The 18,379-nt window shown below is 71.4% G+C and carries 15 protein-coding genes and 1 pseudogene; 9 read left to right on the forward strand and 7 right to left on the reverse strand.

Annotation, left to right across the window (positions count from 1 at the left end):
* The first annotated feature begins 70 nt into the window (after window positions 1–70).
* The 5 genes from ACFYZJ_RS14285 (at window position 71) to ACFYZJ_RS14305 (ending at window position 8,299) form a co-directional block, all read left to right on the forward strand.
* Window positions 71–1,393, forward strand: coding sequence for a hypothetical protein (locus ACFYZJ_RS14285; RefSeq protein ID WP_388567044.1), 1,323 nt, complete (start codon window positions 71–73; stop codon window positions 1,391–1,393).
* Complete coding sequence (locus tag ACFYZJ_RS14290; RefSeq protein WP_388567046.1) at window positions 1,390–4,074, forward strand: tetratricopeptide repeat protein; 2,685 nt, start codon at window positions 1,390–1,392, stop codon at window positions 4,072–4,074. Before ACFYZJ_RS14285 ends, ACFYZJ_RS14290 begins: the two co-directional genes overlap by 4 nt.
* Before the next feature lie 3 nt (window positions 4,075–4,077).
* The gene (locus ACFYZJ_RS14295) at window positions 4,078–5,403 is read left to right on the forward strand and encodes a protein phosphatase 2C domain-containing protein (RefSeq protein WP_388567049.1); all 1,326 of its coding nucleotides are present in this window, start codon (window positions 4,078–4,080) and stop codon (window positions 5,401–5,403) included.
* Between the two features lie 138 nt (window positions 5,404–5,541).
* On the forward strand, window positions 5,542–6,888 hold the full coding sequence (locus ACFYZJ_RS14300) for a VWA domain-containing protein (protein WP_388567052.1): 1,347 nt from the start codon (window positions 5,542–5,544) through the stop codon (window positions 6,886–6,888).
* A gap of 82 nt (window positions 6,889–6,970) precedes the next feature.
* Window positions 6,971–8,299, forward strand: coding sequence for an FHA domain-containing protein (locus tag ACFYZJ_RS14305; protein ID WP_388567055.1), 1,329 nt, complete (start codon window positions 6,971–6,973; stop codon window positions 8,297–8,299).
* Between the two features lie 21 nt (window positions 8,300–8,320).
* Here ACFYZJ_RS14305 and ACFYZJ_RS14310 read toward each other — a convergent pair whose 3' ends face one another.
* On the reverse strand, window positions 8,321–9,301 hold the full coding sequence (locus tag ACFYZJ_RS14310; RefSeq protein ID WP_388567057.1) for a methyltransferase domain-containing protein: 981 nt from the start codon (window positions 9,299–9,301) through the stop codon (window positions 8,321–8,323).
* 185 nt (window positions 9,302–9,486) lie between these two features.
* Here ACFYZJ_RS14310 and ACFYZJ_RS14315 point away from each other — a divergent pair, with 185 nt between their 5' ends.
* Window positions 9,487–9,900 carry a globin gene (locus ACFYZJ_RS14315; RefSeq protein WP_388567059.1) on the forward strand — a complete coding sequence of 138 codons (414 nt, stop codon included), beginning with the start codon at window positions 9,487–9,489 and terminating at the stop codon, window positions 9,898–9,900.
* A 22-nt stretch (window positions 9,901–9,922) separates the two neighbouring features.
* Here the strand turns inward: ACFYZJ_RS14315 and ACFYZJ_RS14320 are convergent, their stop codons facing one another.
* The 4 genes from ACFYZJ_RS14320 to ACFYZJ_RS14335 all read right to left on the reverse strand — a co-directional run bounded on the left by ACFYZJ_RS14320 (window position 9,923) and on the right by ACFYZJ_RS14335 (window position 13,453).
* Window positions 9,923–10,609, reverse strand: a complete 687-nt coding sequence (locus ACFYZJ_RS14320) for a hypothetical protein (RefSeq protein WP_388567061.1) — start codon at window positions 10,607–10,609, stop codon at window positions 9,923–9,925.
* A complete protein-coding gene (locus ACFYZJ_RS14325) occupies window positions 10,606–11,016 on the reverse strand; it encodes an acyl-CoA thioesterase (RefSeq protein WP_388567063.1) in 411 nt (136 codons plus the stop codon). The genes ACFYZJ_RS14320 and ACFYZJ_RS14325 overlap by 4 nt, the downstream gene beginning before the upstream one ends.
* A gap of 2 nt (window positions 11,017–11,018) precedes the next feature.
* On the reverse strand, window positions 11,019–12,683 hold the full coding sequence (gene ettA / locus ACFYZJ_RS14330; RefSeq protein ID WP_388567065.1) for an energy-dependent translational throttle protein EttA: 1,665 nt from the start codon (window positions 12,681–12,683) through the stop codon (window positions 11,019–11,021).
* A gap of 203 nt (window positions 12,684–12,886) precedes the next feature.
* Complete coding sequence (locus ACFYZJ_RS14335; protein ID WP_388567614.1) at window positions 12,887–13,453, reverse strand: nucleoside deaminase; 567 nt, start codon at window positions 13,451–13,453, stop codon at window positions 12,887–12,889.
* A gap of 99 nt (window positions 13,454–13,552) precedes the next feature.
* Between ACFYZJ_RS14335 and ACFYZJ_RS14340 the strand changes: the two genes are divergently transcribed.
* From ACFYZJ_RS14340 to ACFYZJ_RS14350, 3 genes and pseudogenes are all read left to right on the forward strand, one after another.
* Window positions 13,553–14,518: an antibiotic biosynthesis monooxygenase gene (locus ACFYZJ_RS14340; protein ID WP_388567067.1), complete on the forward strand. Its 966-nt coding sequence runs from the start codon at window positions 13,553–13,555 to the stop codon at window positions 14,516–14,518.
* A 61-nt stretch (window positions 14,519–14,579) separates the two neighbouring features.
* Window positions 14,580–14,903, forward strand: a pseudogene (locus ACFYZJ_RS14345) (FAD-binding oxidoreductase); the annotation flags it as partial.
* Window positions 14,904–14,952: 49 nt separating this feature from the next.
* Window positions 14,953–15,930, forward strand: coding sequence for an FAD-binding oxidoreductase (locus ACFYZJ_RS14350; protein ID WP_388567070.1), 978 nt, complete (start codon window positions 14,953–14,955; stop codon window positions 15,928–15,930).
* A gap of 34 nt (window positions 15,931–15,964) precedes the next feature.
* Here the strand turns inward: ACFYZJ_RS14350 and ACFYZJ_RS14355 are convergent, their stop codons facing one another.
* Window positions 15,965–17,344: a TQXA domain-containing protein gene (locus tag ACFYZJ_RS14355; RefSeq protein WP_388567073.1), complete on the reverse strand. Its 1,380-nt coding sequence runs from the start codon at window positions 17,342–17,344 to the stop codon at window positions 15,965–15,967.
* Between the two features lie 304 nt (window positions 17,345–17,648).
* Entirely contained in the window at window positions 17,649–18,140 is a 492-nt protein-coding gene (locus ACFYZJ_RS14360) for a single-stranded DNA-binding protein (protein ID WP_388567075.1), read from the reverse strand.
* Window positions 18,141–18,379 lie beyond the last annotated feature (239 nt).

The raw sequence follows: 18,379 nt of genomic DNA on the forward strand, positions 1-18,379 counted from the left end.
CTGGTACCACTGGAGAGTTCCCCGGCACACCGGACACGCGCCGGGGAACGACGAGAACGAGAGGTGATCGATGGGCGTCACGGGACACACCGGGCCGGTGATGGACCGGGACGAGGTGGACCGTGCGCTGGCGCGGCTCGGCGCGGAGCACGAGGCCATAGAGACCTCGCTCCTCGCCCTGCAGGACCACGCGGGCCGCAGACTCCTCGAAGGTGCCGAACTGACCGGCGTCACCAAGGAACGGTGGGCGTCGGCGGAGGCGTCGATCACCCTGCTGTGGGCGTACTTCGACGCCTACACGGACGCCCTGCGCACGGCGCGCGAGATCCGCGCCCGCAGGCGCTGGTCCAGCCGGGAGGACCTGGTCGAGCTGACCGAACTGCTGCGCGGCCCGAGCGTCACCGTCGCGGGCAGTACGGCGGCGACGGCGAACGCGCCGACCCTCGCGGGCACCGGCCGGCTCAGCGAGCAGTTCACCCTGCAGCAGCTCGTGGACCGGATGAACGACCTGTACGCCTCCTCGCTGGACATGGTCGTCGCCGCCGACGCGGTGTGGTCGGCGCTGCCCGCCCGGATCGATTTACTGGCCGCGGAGTTGCAACGCACCTGTCAGCTCGCCCACTCGGTGGGCGTACGACCCGGCGAGCACCCGGCGGGCGACGACCTGGAGCGCATCACCCGCACCCTGACCAGGCTGCGCGAGCAGGTGGTCTCCGACCCGCTGGCGTACTGGGTCCCGGCCGAGGGGAGTTCGGCGCCCGGCGGTGGCAGGCCGGACACCACGGTGTACGACCGGCAGGCGCGCGCCCTGGAGGACGTACGCCGGGAGATCGACGCCGTGCTGACCGTGCGCCAGGACGCGGAGAAGCGGCTCGTCAGGCTGCGCGACCTGCTCAGCCGCGCGGACCGCACCCTGGCCGAGGCCCGCAGCGCGCGCGGTGAGGTGCTGGCGAAGATCGCCGCCTCGGAGGTGCCCGCGGTCAGCGGCCCGCCCACCGCGCTGCAGGAGCAGTTGGCGACGGCAGCCGAGTACCGCAGGCACGCCCAGTGGCACCGCCTCTCGCCGCTCCTGGAGTCGCTGGAGCAGCGGGCGGAGGACGAGCTCCAGCGCGCCCGCGAGTCGCTGACGGCGGTCACCGCGCCGCTCGCGGTCCGCGCCGAGCTGCGCGGACGCCTCGACGCGTACAAGGCGAAGGTGGCCCGGCACGGTCTGGCGGAGGACCCGCTGCTGGTCGAGCGGTACGACGCGGCGCGGCGCATGCTGTGGAGCGCGCCCTGCGACCTGAGGGCCGCGGAGCAGGCAGTGCTGCGCTACCAGCGGGCGGCCGCGGAACTGCTCGGCGCGCGGGTGACCGAGCCGGGTGCACCGGCCGACCGGAGGGGGCAGGCATGAGCCAGGCGGGACGGACGTGTCAGCGGCCCGGCTGCGAGGGGTCGTACGAGGACGTGGGCGGCGGCGAGCTGTACTGCGACATGTGCGGGCTCGCGCCGGTCGTCTCGGCCAAGGGCGGCGTGGGCTCGGCGCCGGCGGGGGGCGGCGCGGGCGCCGAGGGCTCCGGGGGTTCCGGAACCGGCGGCTCGCGGCCCGGCTCCGGGGCGTCGTCGCGGTCGTCGCAGTCCCGGCGGTCGGTGTCGGCCCGGGTGTCCGGGAAGTCCACCGGCCGTTCGGTGTCGGTGCGCAGCTCCGGTTCCGCGGCCGGGAGTTCGGGCCGCAGCCGGCTCGGCCTCGGCCTGGTGCAGGTCCCGGCGGTGCCGCGGCCCGACCCGCGGGCGATGGTGCTGGAGCGCGCCGAAGTACCCGAGCGCAAGCGGTTCTGCTCGCGCTCGGACTGCGGTGCCCCGGTGGGGCGGGCGCGCGGTGACCGGCCGGGGCGCACGGAGGGCTTCTGCACCGAGTGCGGCCACCCCTATTCCTTCGTCCCGAAGCTGAAGGCCGGCGACATCGTGCACGGCCAGTACGAGGTCGTGGGCTGCCTGGCACACGGCGGCCTCGGCTGGATCTACCTGGCGGTCGACCGCGCCGTCTCCGACCGGTGGGTGGTCCTCAAGGGCCTGCTGGACACCGGCGACCAGGACGCGATGGCCGCGGCGATCTCCGAGCGGCGCTTCCTCGCGGAGATCGAGCACGCCAACATCGTGCGGATCTACAACTTCGTCGAGCACCTCGACCAGCGCACCGGCTCGCTCGACGGCTACATCGTGATGGAGTACGTCGGCGGCAAGTCGCTGAAGGAGATCGCCAACGAGCGGCGCACACCCGACGGGCGGCGCGATCCGCTGCCGGTGGAGCAGGCGTGCGCGTACGGCATCGAGGCGCTGGAGGCGCTCGGCCATCTGCACAGCCGCAACCTGCTGTACTGCGACTTCAAGGTCGACAACGCCATCCAGACCGAGGACCAGCTGAAGCTGATCGACATGGGCGCCGTGCGCCGGATGGACGACGACGAGTCGGCCATCTACGGCACGGTCGGCTACCAGGCGCCCGAGGTCGCGGAGGTCGGCCCGTCGGTGGCCAGCGACCTCTACACGGTCGCGCGCACCCTTGCGGTGCTCACCTTCGACTTCCAGGGCTACACGAACGCCTACGCGGACTCCCTGCCCGATCCGGACACCATCGAGGTGTTCCGGCGGTACGAGTCCTTCTACCGGCTGCTGGTCCGCGCCACCGACCCCGACCCCGCCCGCCGGTTCGCTTCCGCGCAGGAGATGTCGGAGCAGCTGACGGGGGTGCTGCGGGAGGTCGTCGCCCTTCGGACGGGACGCCCGAAGCCCGCGCTGTCGACGCTGTTCGGTCCGGAACCGAGGGTCACGGACACGGAGTTGTTCCCGAAGCAGGCCGGGGAGGTGTCGCGGCTCGGGGCACGGGTGGTACCGGCGCTCCGTTGGCGCCGGACGGCCGGGGGTGCGCTGCCCGCGACGCCTGGAACGGCGGGCTCAGGAACCGGCGGAGCGGCGCCCCCGGCGCAGGCAACGCCCGGCCCCGGCACCGTGGCGGCAACGTCCACCGCTCCCGTCGTCGCCCCCGCCGCGTCCGCCCCTGCTGTCGGCTCCGGCTTCCCCGCCGCCGGCGCCCGTCCGGGAGCGGCCGCGAGCACGGGGGGCGCGACCGCCGCCTCCGGCGCCCCCGCGGCCGTCAAGCCGGTCGACGCCCCCGCCGCCGCGCTCGCGCTGCCCGTCCCGCATGTCGACCCCGGCGACCCCAACGCCGGTTTCCTGGCCGGTCTCATGGCCTCCGCGCCCACCGAGCTGATCGTCGCTCTGCGGGCCGCCCCCGCCACCTCCCCGGAGCTGCGGCTGCGCGAACTGCGCGCCCGGCTGGAGATGGGCGAGACGGCGGCTGCCGGGCAGGCCCTCGCGGCCCTGGAGGCGGACCACGCCGACGACTGGCGGGTTGTCTGGTACCGGGGCGTCAGCGCGCTCGTCACGGGCGACCACGAGGCCGCCGCGCTCTCCTTCGACGCGGTCTACGACGCGTTCCCCGGCGAGCCCGCGCCCAAGCTGGCCCTCGCCCTGTGCGCGGAGGTCCTGGGCCAGCTCGACAACGCCGCCGAGTACTACCGTCTCGTCTGGACGACCGACCCGAGCTACGTGAGCGCGGCCTTCGGTCTGGCCCGCGTCCAGTTCGCCTCCGGTGACCGCCGGGGCGCCGTGCGTACCCTGGAGTCGGTGCCGGAGGCGTCCATCCACTACACCGCCGCCCGCGTCGCCGCCGTACGGGCGCGACTGCGGCAGCGCGCCGGCCGGGGACCGGATCCGGCCTTCCTGGACGACCTGGTGGCCGCCGCGGCACAGGTGCAGGCGCTGGAGGCGTACGGTCTGGACGCCGTGCGGCGCGAGCAGTTGTCCACAGAAGTCCTGGGCTGTGCGCTGGACTGGGTACTCTCCGGTGGTCAGGGCTCCGCGCCACCCGCGGCCGACGGACGGGCGTTGCTCGGCAGCGACCTGGACGAGCGGGGCCTCCGCTTCGGCCTGGAGCGCTCGTACCGGACGCTGGCCAGGCTCGCCCAGGGCGGCGAGGAGAGGATCGACCTGGTGGAACGTGCCAACCGTTACCGCCCCCGGACGTGGGTGTGATCGATGTCGCAGATGCCCCGGTCGACGGCGCTTTCGAGGTGCCCCAGCTGTGAGGAGCCCCTCGAGTCGGGCGACCGCTACTGCGGCGCCTGCGGGTACGACCTGTCGGTGGTGCCCGCCCCGCCGTCGGACCCCCCGACGCTGACCATGAACGGCTCGGTGCCGCGGCCCCCTTCGGGGTCGTCCTCGGTGGACTGGCCGGCCGCCCCGGCGGCGGGCGGCCCTCAGGTGCCCGCCCCGGTGCACCTGCCGACCGACATCCCGGGCACGGACTCCGGCGGTTCGGAGCTGCCCGCCGACCCCGCCGCGCGCGGCGTACGCTTCGACCGCCCCGCCGAGTCCGAGGACTACCCTCTCGCGGCGCCCCAGCCGGCCGACCCGCGCACCGCCGTCGCGTCGACGCCTCCCGCCGGCACCAAAATCTGCGTGGCCTGCCGCGCGGGCACCGTCGACAGCGACGGCTACTGCGAGCACTGCGGCCACGCCCAGCCACGCGAACGCGACCATGTGGAGCAGGAGTTGGGAGCAGTCGCGGCGGTCAGCGACCGCGGCCTGCGCCACCACCGCAACGAGGACGCGTTCGCGGTCTCCGCAACCGCGCTGCCCGACGGCTCGCCCGCGGTCGTCGCGATCGTCTGCGACGGCGTGTCCTCGGCGACCCGCCCTGACGACGCCTCCCTGGCCGCCGCCCGGGCGGCGAACCAGGCGCTCCTCGACGCCCTGCCGCGCGGCACACACCCGCAGCAGGCCATGCACGACGCGATCGTCGCCGCTTCGCACGCCGTCAACTCCCTGGCCGCCGCCCCCGAGACCGCCCAGGAGCACGCCCCGCACCAGAACGCGCCCGCCTGCACCCTGGTCGGTGCCGTCGTCACCGCGAGCCTGCTCGTCGTCGGCTGGGTCGGTGACAGCCGCGCCTACTGGGTTCCGGTGGACCGCGCCGCGCCGTCTGCCCGGCTCACCGAGGACGACTCCTGGGCCGCGCAGATGGTCGCCGCGGGCCTGATGAGCGAGGCCCAGGCGTACGCCGACGAGCGTGCCCACGCGATCACCGGCTGGCTCGGCGCGGACGCCTACGAACTCGACCCGCACACCGCGTCCTTCAAGCCGGACCGGCCCGGTGTCGTGGTGGTGTGCACCGACGGACTGTGGAACTACGCGGAGACCGCCGAGGAGATGGCCGAGGTGGTGCCGCCGGACGCCGGGTTCCGCCCGCTGCACGCCGCCCGGGTACTGGTGGGCCACGCCCTGGACGGCGGCGGGCACGACAACGTAACAGTGGCGGTCGTCCCGTTCCCGGCCCCGCCGCAGGGGGCAGGATCCGCCTGAGAAGCGTGCCCGGGGCGCCGTGACGGGTGCCCCGGACGCGCCCGGGCCGGCGGGGGTCGGCCAAAGGACCGGAGGGGACCGGTCCGCCACCAGTCGTCTCCCACCGCGGTGGGGCTCTCAAGGGGGATCCGAACGGCCATGGCCAATTTCTCGAAGTCGAACGTGCCGCAGTTCTCGGTGGACGTCTACCAGAACGAGTACCTGCCGGAGGGGGGCCGCGAGGTCAACGCCATCGTCACGGTGACGGCGACCGGCGGCGGCACGATCGGAAGCGCCGTCACGGCGCCCCACCTCCACGCGCCGGGGCAGGGCCCCGACGCGGCCGTGGCGATCATGGTCGACTGCTCGGGGTCGATGGACTATCCGCCCACCAAGATGCGCAACGCGCGCGAGGCGACCGCCGCCGCCATCGACACCCTGCGCGACGGCGTGCGCTTCGCGGTGATCGGCGGCACCCATGTGGCCAAGGAGGTCTACCCGGGCGGCGGGCGCCTCGCGGTCGCCGACGCGGCCACCCGCGGCCAGGCCAAGCAGGCGCTGCGCCGGCTGAGCGCGGGCGGCGGCACCGCGATCGGAACCTGGCTGCGGCTCGCGGACCGGCTGCTGTCCTCGGCGGACGTCTCCATACGCCACGGCATCCTGCTCACCGACGGCCGCAACGAACACGAGTCCCCCGACGCCCTGAAGGGCACGCTGGAGGCCTGCGCCGGCCGGTTCACCTGCGACGCGCGCGGAGTGGGGACCGACTGGGAGGTCAAGGAGGTCACCGGGATCGCCTCCGCGCTGCTCGGCACCGCCGACATCGTCGCCGATCCGGCGGCCCTCGCCGCCGACTTCACACAGATGATGGAGACGGCCATGGGCAAGGAGGTCGCGGACGTCGCACTGCGGCTGTGGACGCCCGTCGGCACGGAGATCAGGTTCGTCAAGCAGGTGGCGCCCACCGTCGAGGACCTGACCGGCCGCCGCATCGAGGCCGGTCCGCGCGCCGGGGACTACCCCACCGGCTCCTGGGGCGACGAGTCCCGCGACTACCACGTCTGCGTTCAGGTCCCGGCCGCGAACGTCGGTCAGGAGATGCTGGCCGCGCGCGTGTCGTTGGTCATACCGCAGAGCGACGGTACGGTCCACAACCTCGGCGCGCAGGGCCTCGTCCGGGCGGTGTGGACCGATGACATGGTGGCGTCCACCTCGATCAACCCCCAGGTCGCGCACTACACCGGGCAGGCCGAACTCGCCCAAGTCATCCAGCAGGGGCTGAATCTGCGCAAAGAGGGCGATTTCGATGGCGCAACGGCCAAGCTGGGCCGCGCTGTTCAGCTCGCGAATGCCTCAGGGAACGCGGATACTGCGAAACTGCTTGCGAAGGTGGTGGACGTGGTCGACGCCGCGACAGGTACTGTGCGACTGAAGGCGAAGGTCGCTGAGGCCGACGAGATGACGCTCGAGACACGGTCCACAAAGACTGTTCGTGTAAAGAAGTGACATAACAGCCAGCCCGACCCCCAGGGGTTGGAGAACCACGCCGGTCCGAGCGGCCGGAAGAAGGAGAGGGGGACGCGCCGACATGCCGACCTGCCCGAACGGACACCAGTCGGGTTCCGACGACTGGTGCGAGGTCTGCGGTCACCGTATGGCCGGTGCCGTACCCCCGCCGCCTCCACCGCCGCCGCCCGCCGGTTACGGCTACCCGCCGCCCCCGGGCGCCGGCGGCCGTCCCGGGGGACGCCCGCTGTCCGCAGCACCGGATTCCGAGCCGGAACTGTGCCCGCAGTGCCGTACGCCCCGCGAGGGCGGCGCGCCGTTCTGCGAGGAGTGCCGGTGGAACTTCCTGACCAACACGGCGACCTCGTACACCCCCGCCGCCCCGCGCCAGCCGGCGCCCAATCCGGGGGTGCGCTTCCAGCAGGGCGGACCGGCCGGGCCCGGGCCGGACTCGTACGACTACCAGAGTTCCCGGCCGTCGCAGGTGAACCGGCCCGCGGAACCGATTCCGCCGTCGCCGCCGTTCGGCAGCGAGCCGTCCGGGCCCACGGGGTTCGGCCCGGATGCCTCACGCCGGTCCGGTCCGCCCGGTCCGCCCGGCTTCGGTGGCGATCCGTCGCGTCCGGTTCCGCCGCCGCCCGGGCCCACGTCCGGCGGTCCCGGCGGCCCGGGCGGTCCCGGAGCCTCCGGTGGTCCGCAGACGACGGCTCCGGGTGCGCCGTCGGGCTTCCCGCAGGGCGCACCGCCCTCCGCCTTCCAGCGACCCGGTCCGCCGCCGCCCCCACCGCCGACCCAGGGCTTCCCGCCGCCCGCTCCGCCGCAGTCGGGTGGTCCGTCCTTCGGCGGCGGTGACGACGACTGGGTGATTTCGCCGCCGTCTCCCGCCCAGGCGTCCGGCGGCCCGGGTGGTCCTGGCGGCCCCGGTGGTGGCCAGGGCGGTGGCTACGGCTACCCGCAGCCCGGTTCCACCCAGGCCCCGCCGCGCCCGTACGAGCAGCAGCAGCCGGCGACCTGGACCGCGACCATCGGGCCGGACCGCGAGTACTTCATGGCCATGATGCAGCGCTCCGGCCCCGAGGCGGCGGGCCTGAACCTGCCGGCGTACTCCCCGGAGCAGCAGCGCATGCTCACCGGCAACCAGGTCACCATCGGCCGCCGCCGCCACTCCACCGGCGACACCCCCGACATCGACCTGTCGGTGCCGCCGGAGGACCCGGGCGTCTCGCACCAGCACGCGATGCTGGTGCAGCAGCCGGACGGGTCGTGGGCGATCGTCGACCAGAACTCCACCAACGGCACCACGGTCAACGGCTCCGAGGAGCCCATCCAGCCGTTCGTGCCGGTCCCCCTGCGGGACGGGGACCGGGTGCACGTGGGCGCGTGGACGACGATCACCATCCGCCGGGGCTGATGGGCCGAAAGGACCCGACGATCAGGGGAGGGGCCAGGCGTGCGGTCCCTCCGGGTCGTCCAGCCATGCCCAGGAACGGTCGCCGCCGACCGTGATGCCGTACCGCTCCCGTCCGGGCTGCTCCTCGTGCTCCCACAGCGTGTACGCCTCGTACGGGTCGAGGCTGCCCCGCGTCAGGGCCAGCAGGAACCGGAACCGGTCGTTGCCGCGCGCCCGCTGCGGCAGCCCGCCCAGATCCCGCGGGTCCGGTTCGGAACGCAGGCCCCCGCGCAACGGCACGAAGAAGGCTGGGGTCCACAGGAAACGCCCCTCTGCGTGCGCCGCGTCCCGTACCCGCAGGGCGACCAGCCCGGTCGCGAAGGGCGTGAGGATGCGCGCTCCCGGAGCGCACTGCGCGAGCCAGGCGCTCGGGATCGAGCTCAGCGAGCAGGTCGCGATGATCCGGTCGAAGGGGGCGCGTTCCGGAACGCCGCGGGCGCCGTCGCCCGTGACCACGGTCGGGTGGTAGCCCGCGGCCGTCAGGTGCTGCCGGGCGGACTCGGTGATCTCCGGGTCGAGGTCGATGGTGGTGACCCGGTCGTCGCCGAGGCGGTGGGCGAGCAGGGCCGCGTTGTAGCCGGTGCCGGCACCGATCTCCAGTACGGCGTTCCCGTCCTCGACCCTCAGCTCGGTCAGCATCTCCGCCATCAGGGAGGGCTGACTGCTGGAGGAGACCAGCTCGCCGTCCCGCACGCGGGTGGCCAGCGGGGTGTCGGTGTACGCACCGCGCAGCCACCGTTCCCTGCGTTCCGGGTCGGGGTCGCCGCACCATCGGCGCTCGTAGCCACCCCTGACACCGATGTAGTAGTAGGGCACGAAGAGATGGCGCGGCACCGCCTCGAACGCCTCCCGCCACAGGGGATCCGCGCTCCAGGCGCCGCTCGCGTCGATCTCCCGCACGAGTTCCGCCCGCGCGGACGCGGCGAGGTTCTCCAGATCGTGGTCGAGAGCGTGCGTGGCCATACCTCCACTGTGCTGCGGCACACAGCCCGAAGCGAGCACGCCGCGCGCCGCGTCCGGAATCCGTCCCCCTGGCCGGTCCCCAGGTCCTCAGACCTCAGGCCCCAGGTCCTCAGGCCTCGGGCCCCAGGTCCTCAGGCCTCAGGCAGGCCCTAAGCCTTTCGTCCTCGGTCGGCGCGTCTGAGACCATGGAGCATGTGAATGAGATTCGGCGCGGCACGCTTCAGGAGCAGACCTTCTTCGAGCAGGTCGGCGGTGAGGAGACCTTCCGCCGTCTGGTGCACCGTTTCTACGAGGGAGTCGCCGAGGACCCGCTCCTGCGGCCGATGTACCCCGAGGAGGACCTGGGCCCGGCGGAGGAGCGCCTCGCCCTGTTCCTGATGCAGTACTGGGGCGGCCCGACGACGTACAGCGAGCGGCGCGGCCATCCCCGGCTGCGCATGCGCCACGCCCCGTTCGCCGTGAACCAGGCCGCGCACGACGCCTGGCTGAAGCACATGCGGGTCGCGGTGGAGGAGCTCGGCCTCTCCGAGGAGCACGAGACCACGCTGTGGAACTACCTGACGTACGCCGCCGCGACGATGGTGAACACCCCGGGGTGACCCTTCGGGGTGATCCTTGGGGTCAGCGGACGCTGACGTTCAGCGCGCCGAGTCCGGCCCTGCGCACGGCGATCGACCCGTAGGGCGTGCGCAGCCGGAGCCACGCGCCGGAGGAGAGCAGCGCGAGCGGCTCCCCCTCGGCCGCCTGCGGGGCGGGACGGAGGAAGCCGAGCGACTGTGCGGCGTGCACGGCCCGCACCGGCAGCCCGGTGTCCGCCACCGTGCGGGACCAGATCTCCCGGCCGATCCGGTCGAGTTCGGCCCGGGTGCGCCGCTCGGCCGGCAGTTCCTCCGTACGCGACCGGAACTCCGCCACCACCGCGGCCACAGTGGCCCGCAGCGCCTCGGGCGCCGGCAGCCCCGGCTCGGGTCGCCAGCCGCCGCGGGGCGGAAGGACGCCCGCCCACGGCGGTCCGGTCACGGCGGCGGGCACGCCGACCGTGGCCGCCGACTCGTCGATCGACTCCAGGAGTTCACCCGCCGACACGGTCACGTCGAGCTGGACCTCCAGCCCGTTCTCGTACGGCTTGGCGAGCCGCACCGCGCGGACCGCGAGCACCTCGAACGACGGCGGCCGCCCGAAGACCGCCAGCGTCGTCCCGGCCGCCTGCAGACGCACGGCGGCGCCGCGGTCGTAGTGGAGCAGCCGGGACAGGAAGGCGGCGAGATCGGCCGCCTCCCCGCCGTCGGCGAGGTGGAGCACCGTCATGCGGCGACGGCCTCCTCCTCGTCGTCCCGGTAGTCCTGGAGGAACGCGCGCTCCTCCGCCGTGATCCGGCGGGGCCGCTGCGCCTCGAAGTCGAACGGCACGACCACCGTCGACGCCCGGACGCACACCCTCTCGCCGTCCTTGACCTCGTAGGCGACCGTGAAGGACGCCGCCTTGATCTCCGTCACCCACAGCTCGATGTCCACCGGCTCGGGCCGGTGGACGAGCTGCGCCTTGTAGTCGATCTCATGGCGTGCCACCACGGATCCCTGCCTGAACTCCTTGTCCGGTCGGCTCAGGAAGTCGATCCGGGCTTCCTCCAGGTAGCTGAGGAACACCGCGTTGTTGACGTGGCCGTATGCGTCCATGTCCGCCCAGCGCAGCGGGCAGCGGTAGAGATGCCGCAAGATCAGCCCCGGGTCAGCTTCTTGTAGGTGGCGCGGTGCGGGCGCGCGGCGTCCGGACCGAGTCGCTCGATCTTGTTCTTCTCGTACGACTCGAAGTTGCCCTCGAACCAGAACCACTTGGAGTCACCCTCGTAGGCGAGGATGTGCGTGGCGACACGGTCGAGGAACCACCGGTCGTGGGAGACGACGACGGCGCAGCCCGGGAACTCGAGCAGAGCGTTCTCCAGGCTCGACAGGGTCTCGACGTCGAGGTCGTTGGTCGGCTCGTCGAGGAGCAGCAGGTTGCCGCCCTGCTTCAGGGTGAGCGCCAGGTTGAGCCGGTTGCGCTCACCACCGGAGAGGACACCCGCCGGCTTCTGCTGGTCCGGTCCCTTGAACCCGAACGCGGACACGTACGCCCTGGACGGCATCTCGACCTGGCCGACGTTGATGTAGTCGAGCCCGTCGGAGACGACCTCCCACAGCGTCTTCTTGGGGTCGATGTTGGCGCGGCTCTGGTCGACGTAGGAGATCTTGACGGTCTCGCCGACCTTGATGTCGCCGGAGTCCGGCGTCTCCAGGCCCTGGATCATCTTGAACAGGGTCGTCTTACCGGCACCGTTCGGTCCGATGACACCGACGATCCCGTTCCGCGGCAGGGTGAAGCTCAGGTCGTCGATGAGGACCTTCTCCCCGAAGGCCTTGCTGAGGCTGTCGACCTCGACGACGACGTTGCCCAGACGCGGGCCCGGCGGGATCTGGATCTCCTCGAAGTCCAGCTTCCGCATCTTCTCGGCCTCGGCGGCCATCTCCTCGTACCGGGCGAGACGCGCCTTGGACTTGGCCTGCCGCCCCTTGGCGTTCGACCGCACCCACTCGAGCTCTTCCTTGAGCCGCTTCTGCCGCTTGGCGTCCTTCTGGCCCTCGACCTTGAGGCGGGCGGCCTTGGTCTCCAGGTACTTCGAGTAGTTGCCCTCGTAGCCGTGGAGCCGACCGCGGTCGACCTCGCAGATCCAGCCGGCGACGTTGTCGAGGAAGTACCGGTCGTGGGTGACGGCCACGACGGTGCCCGGGTACTTCGCCAGGTGCTGCTCCAGCCAGTTCACGGACTCGGCGTCGAGGTGGTTGGTGGGCTCGTCGAGCAGCAGCAGGTCGGGCTGCTCCAGCAGCAGCTTGCACAGCGCGACACGGCGGCGCTCACCACCGGAGAGGTTCGTGACGGGCCAGTCGCCGGGCGGGCAGCCGAGCGCGTCCATGGCCTGCTCCAGCTGGGCGTCCAGGTCCCAGGCCTCGGCGTGGTCGAGCTCCTCCTGGAGCTTGCCCATCTCCTCCAGCAGCGCGTCCGAGTAGTCGGTGGCCATCAGCTCGGCGATCTCGTTGAACCGGTCGAGCTTGCCCTTGATCTCGGCGACACCCTCCTGAACGTTCTCCAGGACGGTCTTCTCCTCGTTCAGCGGGGGCTCCTGGAGCAGGATGCCGACGCTGTAGCCGGGCGTGAGGAAGGCGTCACCGTTGGAGGGCTGCTCCAGCCCCGCCATGATCTTCAGCACGGTCGACTTACCGGCACCGTTCGGACCGACGACGCCGATCTTCGCACCCGGCAGGAAGTTCAGGGTGACGTCGTCGAGAATCACCTTGTCGCCGTGCGCCTTGCGCGCCTTGCGCATGGTGTAAATGAACTCAGCCAAGAGAAACCGTCCGGCAGCTTGAAATCTGGCAGTGGGCAGATACACCCCATCTTGCCCGACGGCCGCCCCGGAGCGGAAACCCGTCCGTGCTTACCCCTCCGGCCTGCCGTTTCTCCCCTCGCTGCTGCGGGCTCGACGGGCACCGGCCACGCAGCTCCGTCACGGAGCGTCCGCGCTCTGTGGCTGTATGTGTCCCGGCCGGTTCAGTAGGGGTGCCGGTCCGGTTTCGTCTGCCACACCTCGTATGCCGTCGCACCCAGCTCGGGGTGGATCTGCTCGATGTGGATCCGACGCTGGTCCATCGGTTTCTGGAAATCCTCGTACTGGAAGGCGTCGTCGAAGCCGATATTCCGCGTGGCGTCCAGGTCACAGCTGAAGTAGACGTTGTCGATGCGCGACCAGTAGATGGCGCTCATACACATCGGACACGGTGCGCCGCTGATGTAGATCGAACAGCCCTGGAGCATCCGGGCGCGCTCGGGGACCGGGTCGGGGGAGTCCTCGGGACGCGGCACGAATTCCAGGGTGCCCTCGTTCTGGTGCTCTTCCGGGATGGTGGGCGTCTGGGGGTTGAGCAGCTGGGACGCCTTGCGGATGGTCTCCACCTCGGCGTGCGCGGTCGGGTCGCCGGTCAGGAGCACGCGGTTCTGCCCCCGGGCGAGGATCTCGTCGTCCCGGGTGATGACGGCACCGAACGGGCCACCCCATCCATGCTCGACCGATTCCGTGGCCAGTCGTACCGCTTCCGCCAAGAACTCCTTGTGCCCCATGACGACCTCCGCTTCTCGCCATTTCATGGCTCGACGGTCAGTTTTATTGGAATTATTCCGATTTGCCCCTTAAATCCCTTTCAGATTAGGCTACTCCGTATGAACGCCAGCGCCAACCGTGCTCCTGGTGGAGCCGGAGCGACCGTGGTGATCACGCAAAGGGTCGTCCCCGGTCGTGAGGAGGACTACAAGCGCTGGCAGGAGCAGGTGAATCGAGCGGTACGGGACTTCGACGGGTTCGAGGGAACGGAGGTGTACTCGCCCGAATCCGCCGAGGACAACCAGTGGGTCGTGGTGTTCCGTTTCTCGGACCTCGGCCGGTTGAGCGCCTGGCTCGAGTCTGCGACGCGCCAGGAACTCCTGGATGACGGCCGCGACTTGTTCCAGGGGGAGCCCTCCCAGGAGGTTCTCAGCGGAGGGCGACCGGCTGGGGAGGCCGTGACGGCGGTCGTCTCCCACGATGTGAAACCGGGGCGCGAGCAGGACTTCCTGCGCTGGCAGGACAAGGTCCTGAAGACTCAGCAGAAGTACCGGGGCTTCAAGGGCTCCGAGCTCTTCGCGCCGGTGGAGGGGATCCAGGATCGCTGGGTCGTCGTGTTCCGGTTCGACACCCGTGAACACCTCGAACAGTGGCTGGAGTCGGACGTCCGCAGGAAACTGCTGGACGAGGGGCGTGCCTACTTCGCCGACTTCGAGGTGCGCGAGATCGCATCGGCCTTCAGCGGGTGGTTCCGTTTCGGCGGCGGGGAGGAGGCGGGTGTCCCGCCCAACTGGAAGCAGGCCATGTCCGTTCTCCTCGCCCTCTATCCCACCGTCGTGGTGCTCAACCTCAGCGTGGGCCGTGCCCTCACTGACACGGGCGTTCCGGGGTACCTCGGCCTGTTCATCGGAAACGTGTTGAGCGTCGCCATCCTGACCTGGGTTCTGATGCCGTTGGTGAACCGCATGCTGACCTTCTGGCTGGCGCCCGACCGGCCGCGTTCGCGGCGCGTCGAGCTGGCGGGCGCTGCCATCGTGACGGGCTGCTACGCGGGGCTCCTCGCGCTTTTCGGCTTGACCACTTGACGTGCCGAGATGAGGAGCACAGCTGATGAGCCGGCACTCGCACACCCACCGTCTCGCAGCGATGTCGGTAAGACGGGACGACGCCGATTACGAGGACATCCGCAGCGCCGCGGTGTGGAACGGGCTCACACCCGCGCGGTTCCCGGACGTCATCGTCCGCCCTGCCTCGGCCGATGACGTCGTGGAGGCGGTCCGCACGGCCCGCGCCCAGGGGCTCCAGGTCGCCATGCGGTCGGGGGGACACAGCTGGTGCGGGTCACCGTTGCGTGACGGCGGCATGCTGATCGACCTCTCCCGGCTCCGCGCGTGTGCGGTCGACCCCGTCTCCGCGACGGCGACGGTGCAGCCCGGGATCAGGGGCCTGGAGCTCACCTCCGAGATCAGCCGTCATGGGCTCGCCTTCCCCACGGGCCACTGCGGATCCGTCGCCGTCGGTGGGGTACCTCCTCAGCGGAGGACTCGGATGGAACTCCCCACTCCGTGGTCCGGCCTGTGCCGACGTCGAGGAGATCGAGGCCGTCACCGCGGACGGCGAGCCGGTCACCTGCAACGAGCACGAACACCGTGATCTGTTCTGGGCGGCACGGGGAGCCGGTCCCGGCTTCTTCGCCGCGGTCACCGCCTTCCGCCTCAGGCTGTATCCGCGCCCCGGCGCGATCGCCAGCACCACATGGACCTTCCCTCTCGCGGAAACCGTGGAGGTGACGCAGTGGGCGACCGGGGTGTCCTCGACGCTCTCCCCGAACGTCGAGCTGAGCTTCTCCCTCGCCGCTGCGCACCCCGGCAGGGCGCCGGGCCCCAAAGTCGTGACCGTGACGGGGACCGTCTTCGCCTCCTCGCGGCAAGAGACGTGCGACCTCCTGACACCGCTCCGGAACTGTCCCCTCGCTGCGCGTTCCCTGTCCCGGCAACTGGACGAACCGATGACGTTCGAGGCCCTGTACGACACCTCCGCCACCCTGTGGGGTCCGGAGCACCGCTATGCGGCGGACACACTGTGGTCGGACGCCGACTTCCCCACGCTGCTGGGGCGGCTGGCCGACGCTTTCGAAGCGGCACCGTCGAGCAGATCGCTGGTCCTCGCTCCCGTCTCACCGGCGGGTCGGCCGTCCCAGGACATGGCCTTCTCGGTGCTCGGGGACAGCTACGTCGTCCCTTATGCCGTCTGGGACGATCCCCGGCAGGACGCGGCCAACATCAGCTGGTTGCGCCAGGCCATCCGCGTGGTCGAACCCCTGGGCACGGGGCACTACATCGCCGAGACCGACCTCACCGCCGCCGAGTCCCGTGCCCGCCGGTCGTTCACCCCGGGCGATTGGCAGCGTCTGCAGAGGCTGAAAGCGCAGTACGACCCCGACGGCCTCTTCCACTCCTATCTGTCACCTGGGGACGCCGCGCGTGTCATGCCGTGACGACGATCCGTACCGGTCGGACGATGCCTACCGGTCAGTCCCGCGTCCCCGTCCGCCTCGTACGGAGCCGGAGCAGCGTCGCGCCGCCGATCACCACCAGGGTTATCGCGGTGCCCGCGATGAGCGGGGTAGCGTTCGACGTGCCCGTTTCGGCGAGGTTGGTGTCCGTCGCCGTGCCGCCCGCCGTGGCCGGGCTGGGTTCGCTGAGCGTCTGGATCTTCAGGCCGCCCGTGGCGGTCTCCGTCTGGCAGTCGAGGACGCCCTTGACCCACTTCTCATAGCCTGCCGGGCCCTTGATCCTGAAGTCGTAGGGCTGATCCTCCTGAAACGGGACGGTCAGCGTTTGTGACGCGCCTGCGGGGATCGTGTGCTCGGCGCCCATCAGCTCGAAGGTGAACGCCTCGTCGCCCTTGTTCACCGCGGTGATGTCCACTCCGCCGTCGGCGCAGTTCTTCCCTGCCGACAGGGCCGGTATGGCGCCCTTGTGGGCCCAGGTCGCCGTGGTCGTGGCCGAGACGGTGGACTCGCTGGAGCCGGCGAGTATCTGCGTCTGGCTGCGGGTCTCGGAGGTGAGGGCCCGGCCGACCGGCACGGTGGTCGACGCTTGGACGGTCAGCTCGGCCGAACCGTCCTGCTCCGTCTTCGGCACCTGGAAGTAGATCCGGCTGCCGTCAGCCACGGTCGTGACCTGCTTGCCGCTCTTGTCGACGATCTTGACTCTGGTCGTGGCGGCGTTCGTCGGCGGGGTCACTGTCACGCTGTCCGCGTTCGTGTGCACCGTGACCGGACCGAGCCGCGCTCCCGGGCGGCCGGAGACGGCCGGCGGGTCGAGGGTCAGGGACGCTGCGGGCTCCGGGAGATTCCGCGCGCGCTTCTCCAGGTAGTCCGCGAGCCTCTCGGCCCGCGGGTCGACCGCGTCCACGTCGGCGCCGTCCGAGTAGCGCCAGATCGCCACCTGGGTGCCGGCCGCCGCGTCCTGCTCGGTGAGGCCCTTGGCCCCTGCCTCGGCCGCCAGCCGCGCCAGGTCGTTCACCTGCGGGTAGGAGTTCTGCAGGATCCAGCGGATCTTTCCGGCGTTCTTGTTGCCGTTCAGGGACGTGCCGCTCCAGGCCGTCTCGTGGTACCTGGCCTCCTTCTGCGTGGGGTTGTGGAGGTCGATGCCGTACGTCTGCAGGGTGCCGCCGTTGTCGACGGACATCTCGTACAGCCCCGCCGACATCTGCTCGTCCGTGCCGCCGTCGTGGACGACGGCGGCCCCGTAGATCTTCAGGCCGCCGAAGGTCGCGGTCGCCCCGCCCTGGCCCTGCGGCGTCCCGTCGGCGGCCGCCGCCCCCGCGGTGGCGACCGGGCCCGCCGCGACGAGTCCGGACACCAGCGTCGCGGTGGCGAGGCGGACGGCCCCTCGCCTGCGCACGAACCGCGCAAAGAACGCAGCAAACACAGAATTCCCTTTCGAGCAGGACCCGTTGATGTGGGGGGTGTGGTCCCACCAGCAGAATCAGAAGCTCCGTCAGCTATGCCCGGCATCCTAGGGACGCCGCGCACCCCACTCCCCGATCATGTGACCGATCAGCCGATCCGACTCATAATCGTTATCGCTCACACAGCCTGTGAGCTGCGCCTATCACCCTTTGAGCGGGAAGCGTCGGGATATCCACCGATTCAAGTGGTGATAAGCGGCAGTTGGGCCGGGATCGGGTGAACCGGCGTGACTGATGTCACGTCACTCCGACTGGATCGGGGTGTGGTTGCTCCGCCCTTTCGCGCGGCTCCGTCTCCTCGGGCATCCGACTCGCCGGTTCGGTCTCCCAGTTGGGCTCCGGCTGCGCCGTGACGCCGGCCTGGGTCTCGGGCCGGGACGACCGTCGGAAGGCCGATGTGCCGCGCGACAGGTCGTGGCCGATCGCCGCCGCGTCGAGGTCCGCCGAGAGCCAGCCCTGCCCTTCGCGCTGCTCGGTCCGCACCTTCAACCGCCCCTGGACGACGAGCGGATCCCCCACCGCCACGGACGCGGCGACGTTCGTGGCCAGCGAGCGCCGGGCCCACACCGTGAAGAAATTGGTGTGCCCGTCCGTCCACACGTTTTTCTCGCGGTCCAGATACCGGGCCGTCACCGCCAGCCGGAAGCGGGCGGTGGGTCCCGTCGGCGACTCCCGGTACACCGGCTGGGTGGCGACGTTGCCGACCACGCACACCGTCGTCTCGTTCATGGCGAAACCCCTCCCTCGCCCCGGCTGCGCGCCGGAGCGGAACGCGTGCGGGCTCCTCCCGCACGGATGCGTCTGCCGCGGCGGTCAGGCCCTGTCGCCTGCCGCCGCCGGTGCGACGACCGCGTCGTCAGCGATCGCCGCGAAGCCAGACTGCCTCCGTCGGCAAGAGCCCGCTGCGCGCTGTGGGCTACCGCCCGGTTGTGGAAAACTCCGCCACCCGAACGAGCGCCTCCGCCCCT

The sequence above is a fragment of the Streptomyces sp. NPDC001848 genome (assembly GCF_042891915.1).
Taxonomy (GTDB): Bacteria; Actinomycetota; Actinomycetes; order Streptomycetales; family Streptomycetaceae; genus Streptomyces.

What these genes read in the sequence shown, in the direction of transcription:
- ACFYZJ_RS14285 (WP_388567044.1), top strand. Translation starts at nt 71, where the DNA reads ATGGGCGTCACGGGACACACCGGGCCGGTGATGGACCGGGACGAGGTG.
- ACFYZJ_RS14290 (WP_388567046.1), top strand. Translation starts at nt 1,390, where the DNA reads ATGAGCCAGGCGGGACGGACGTGTCAGCGGCCCGGCTGCGAGGGGTCG.
- ACFYZJ_RS14295 (WP_388567049.1), top strand. Translation starts at nt 4,078, where the DNA reads ATGTCGCAGATGCCCCGGTCGACGGCGCTTTCGAGGTGCCCCAGCTGT.
- ACFYZJ_RS14300 (WP_388567052.1), top strand. Translation starts at nt 5,542, where the DNA reads ATGGCCAATTTCTCGAAGTCGAACGTGCCGCAGTTCTCGGTGGACGTC.
- ACFYZJ_RS14305 (WP_388567055.1), top strand. Translation starts at nt 6,971, where the DNA reads ATGCCGACCTGCCCGAACGGACACCAGTCGGGTTCCGACGACTGGTGC.
- ACFYZJ_RS14310 (WP_388567057.1), bottom strand. Translation starts at nt 9,301, where the DNA reads ATGGCCACGCACGCTCTCGACCACGATCTGGAGAACCTCGCCGCGTCC.
- ACFYZJ_RS14315 (WP_388567059.1), top strand. Translation starts at nt 9,487, where the DNA reads ATGGAGCATGTGAATGAGATTCGGCGCGGCACGCTTCAGGAGCAGACC.
- ACFYZJ_RS14320 (WP_388567061.1), bottom strand. Translation starts at nt 10,609, where the DNA reads ATGACGGTGCTCCACCTCGCCGACGGCGGGGAGGCGGCCGATCTCGCC.
- ACFYZJ_RS14335 (WP_388567614.1), bottom strand. Translation starts at nt 13,453, where the DNA reads ATGGGGCACAAGGAGTTCTTGGCGGAAGCGGTACGACTGGCCACGGAA.
- ACFYZJ_RS14340 (WP_388567067.1), top strand. Translation starts at nt 13,553, where the DNA reads ATGAACGCCAGCGCCAACCGTGCTCCTGGTGGAGCCGGAGCGACCGTG.
- ACFYZJ_RS14360 (WP_388567075.1), bottom strand. Translation starts at nt 18,140, where the DNA reads ATGAACGAGACGACGGTGTGCGTGGTCGGCAACGTCGCCACCCAGCCG.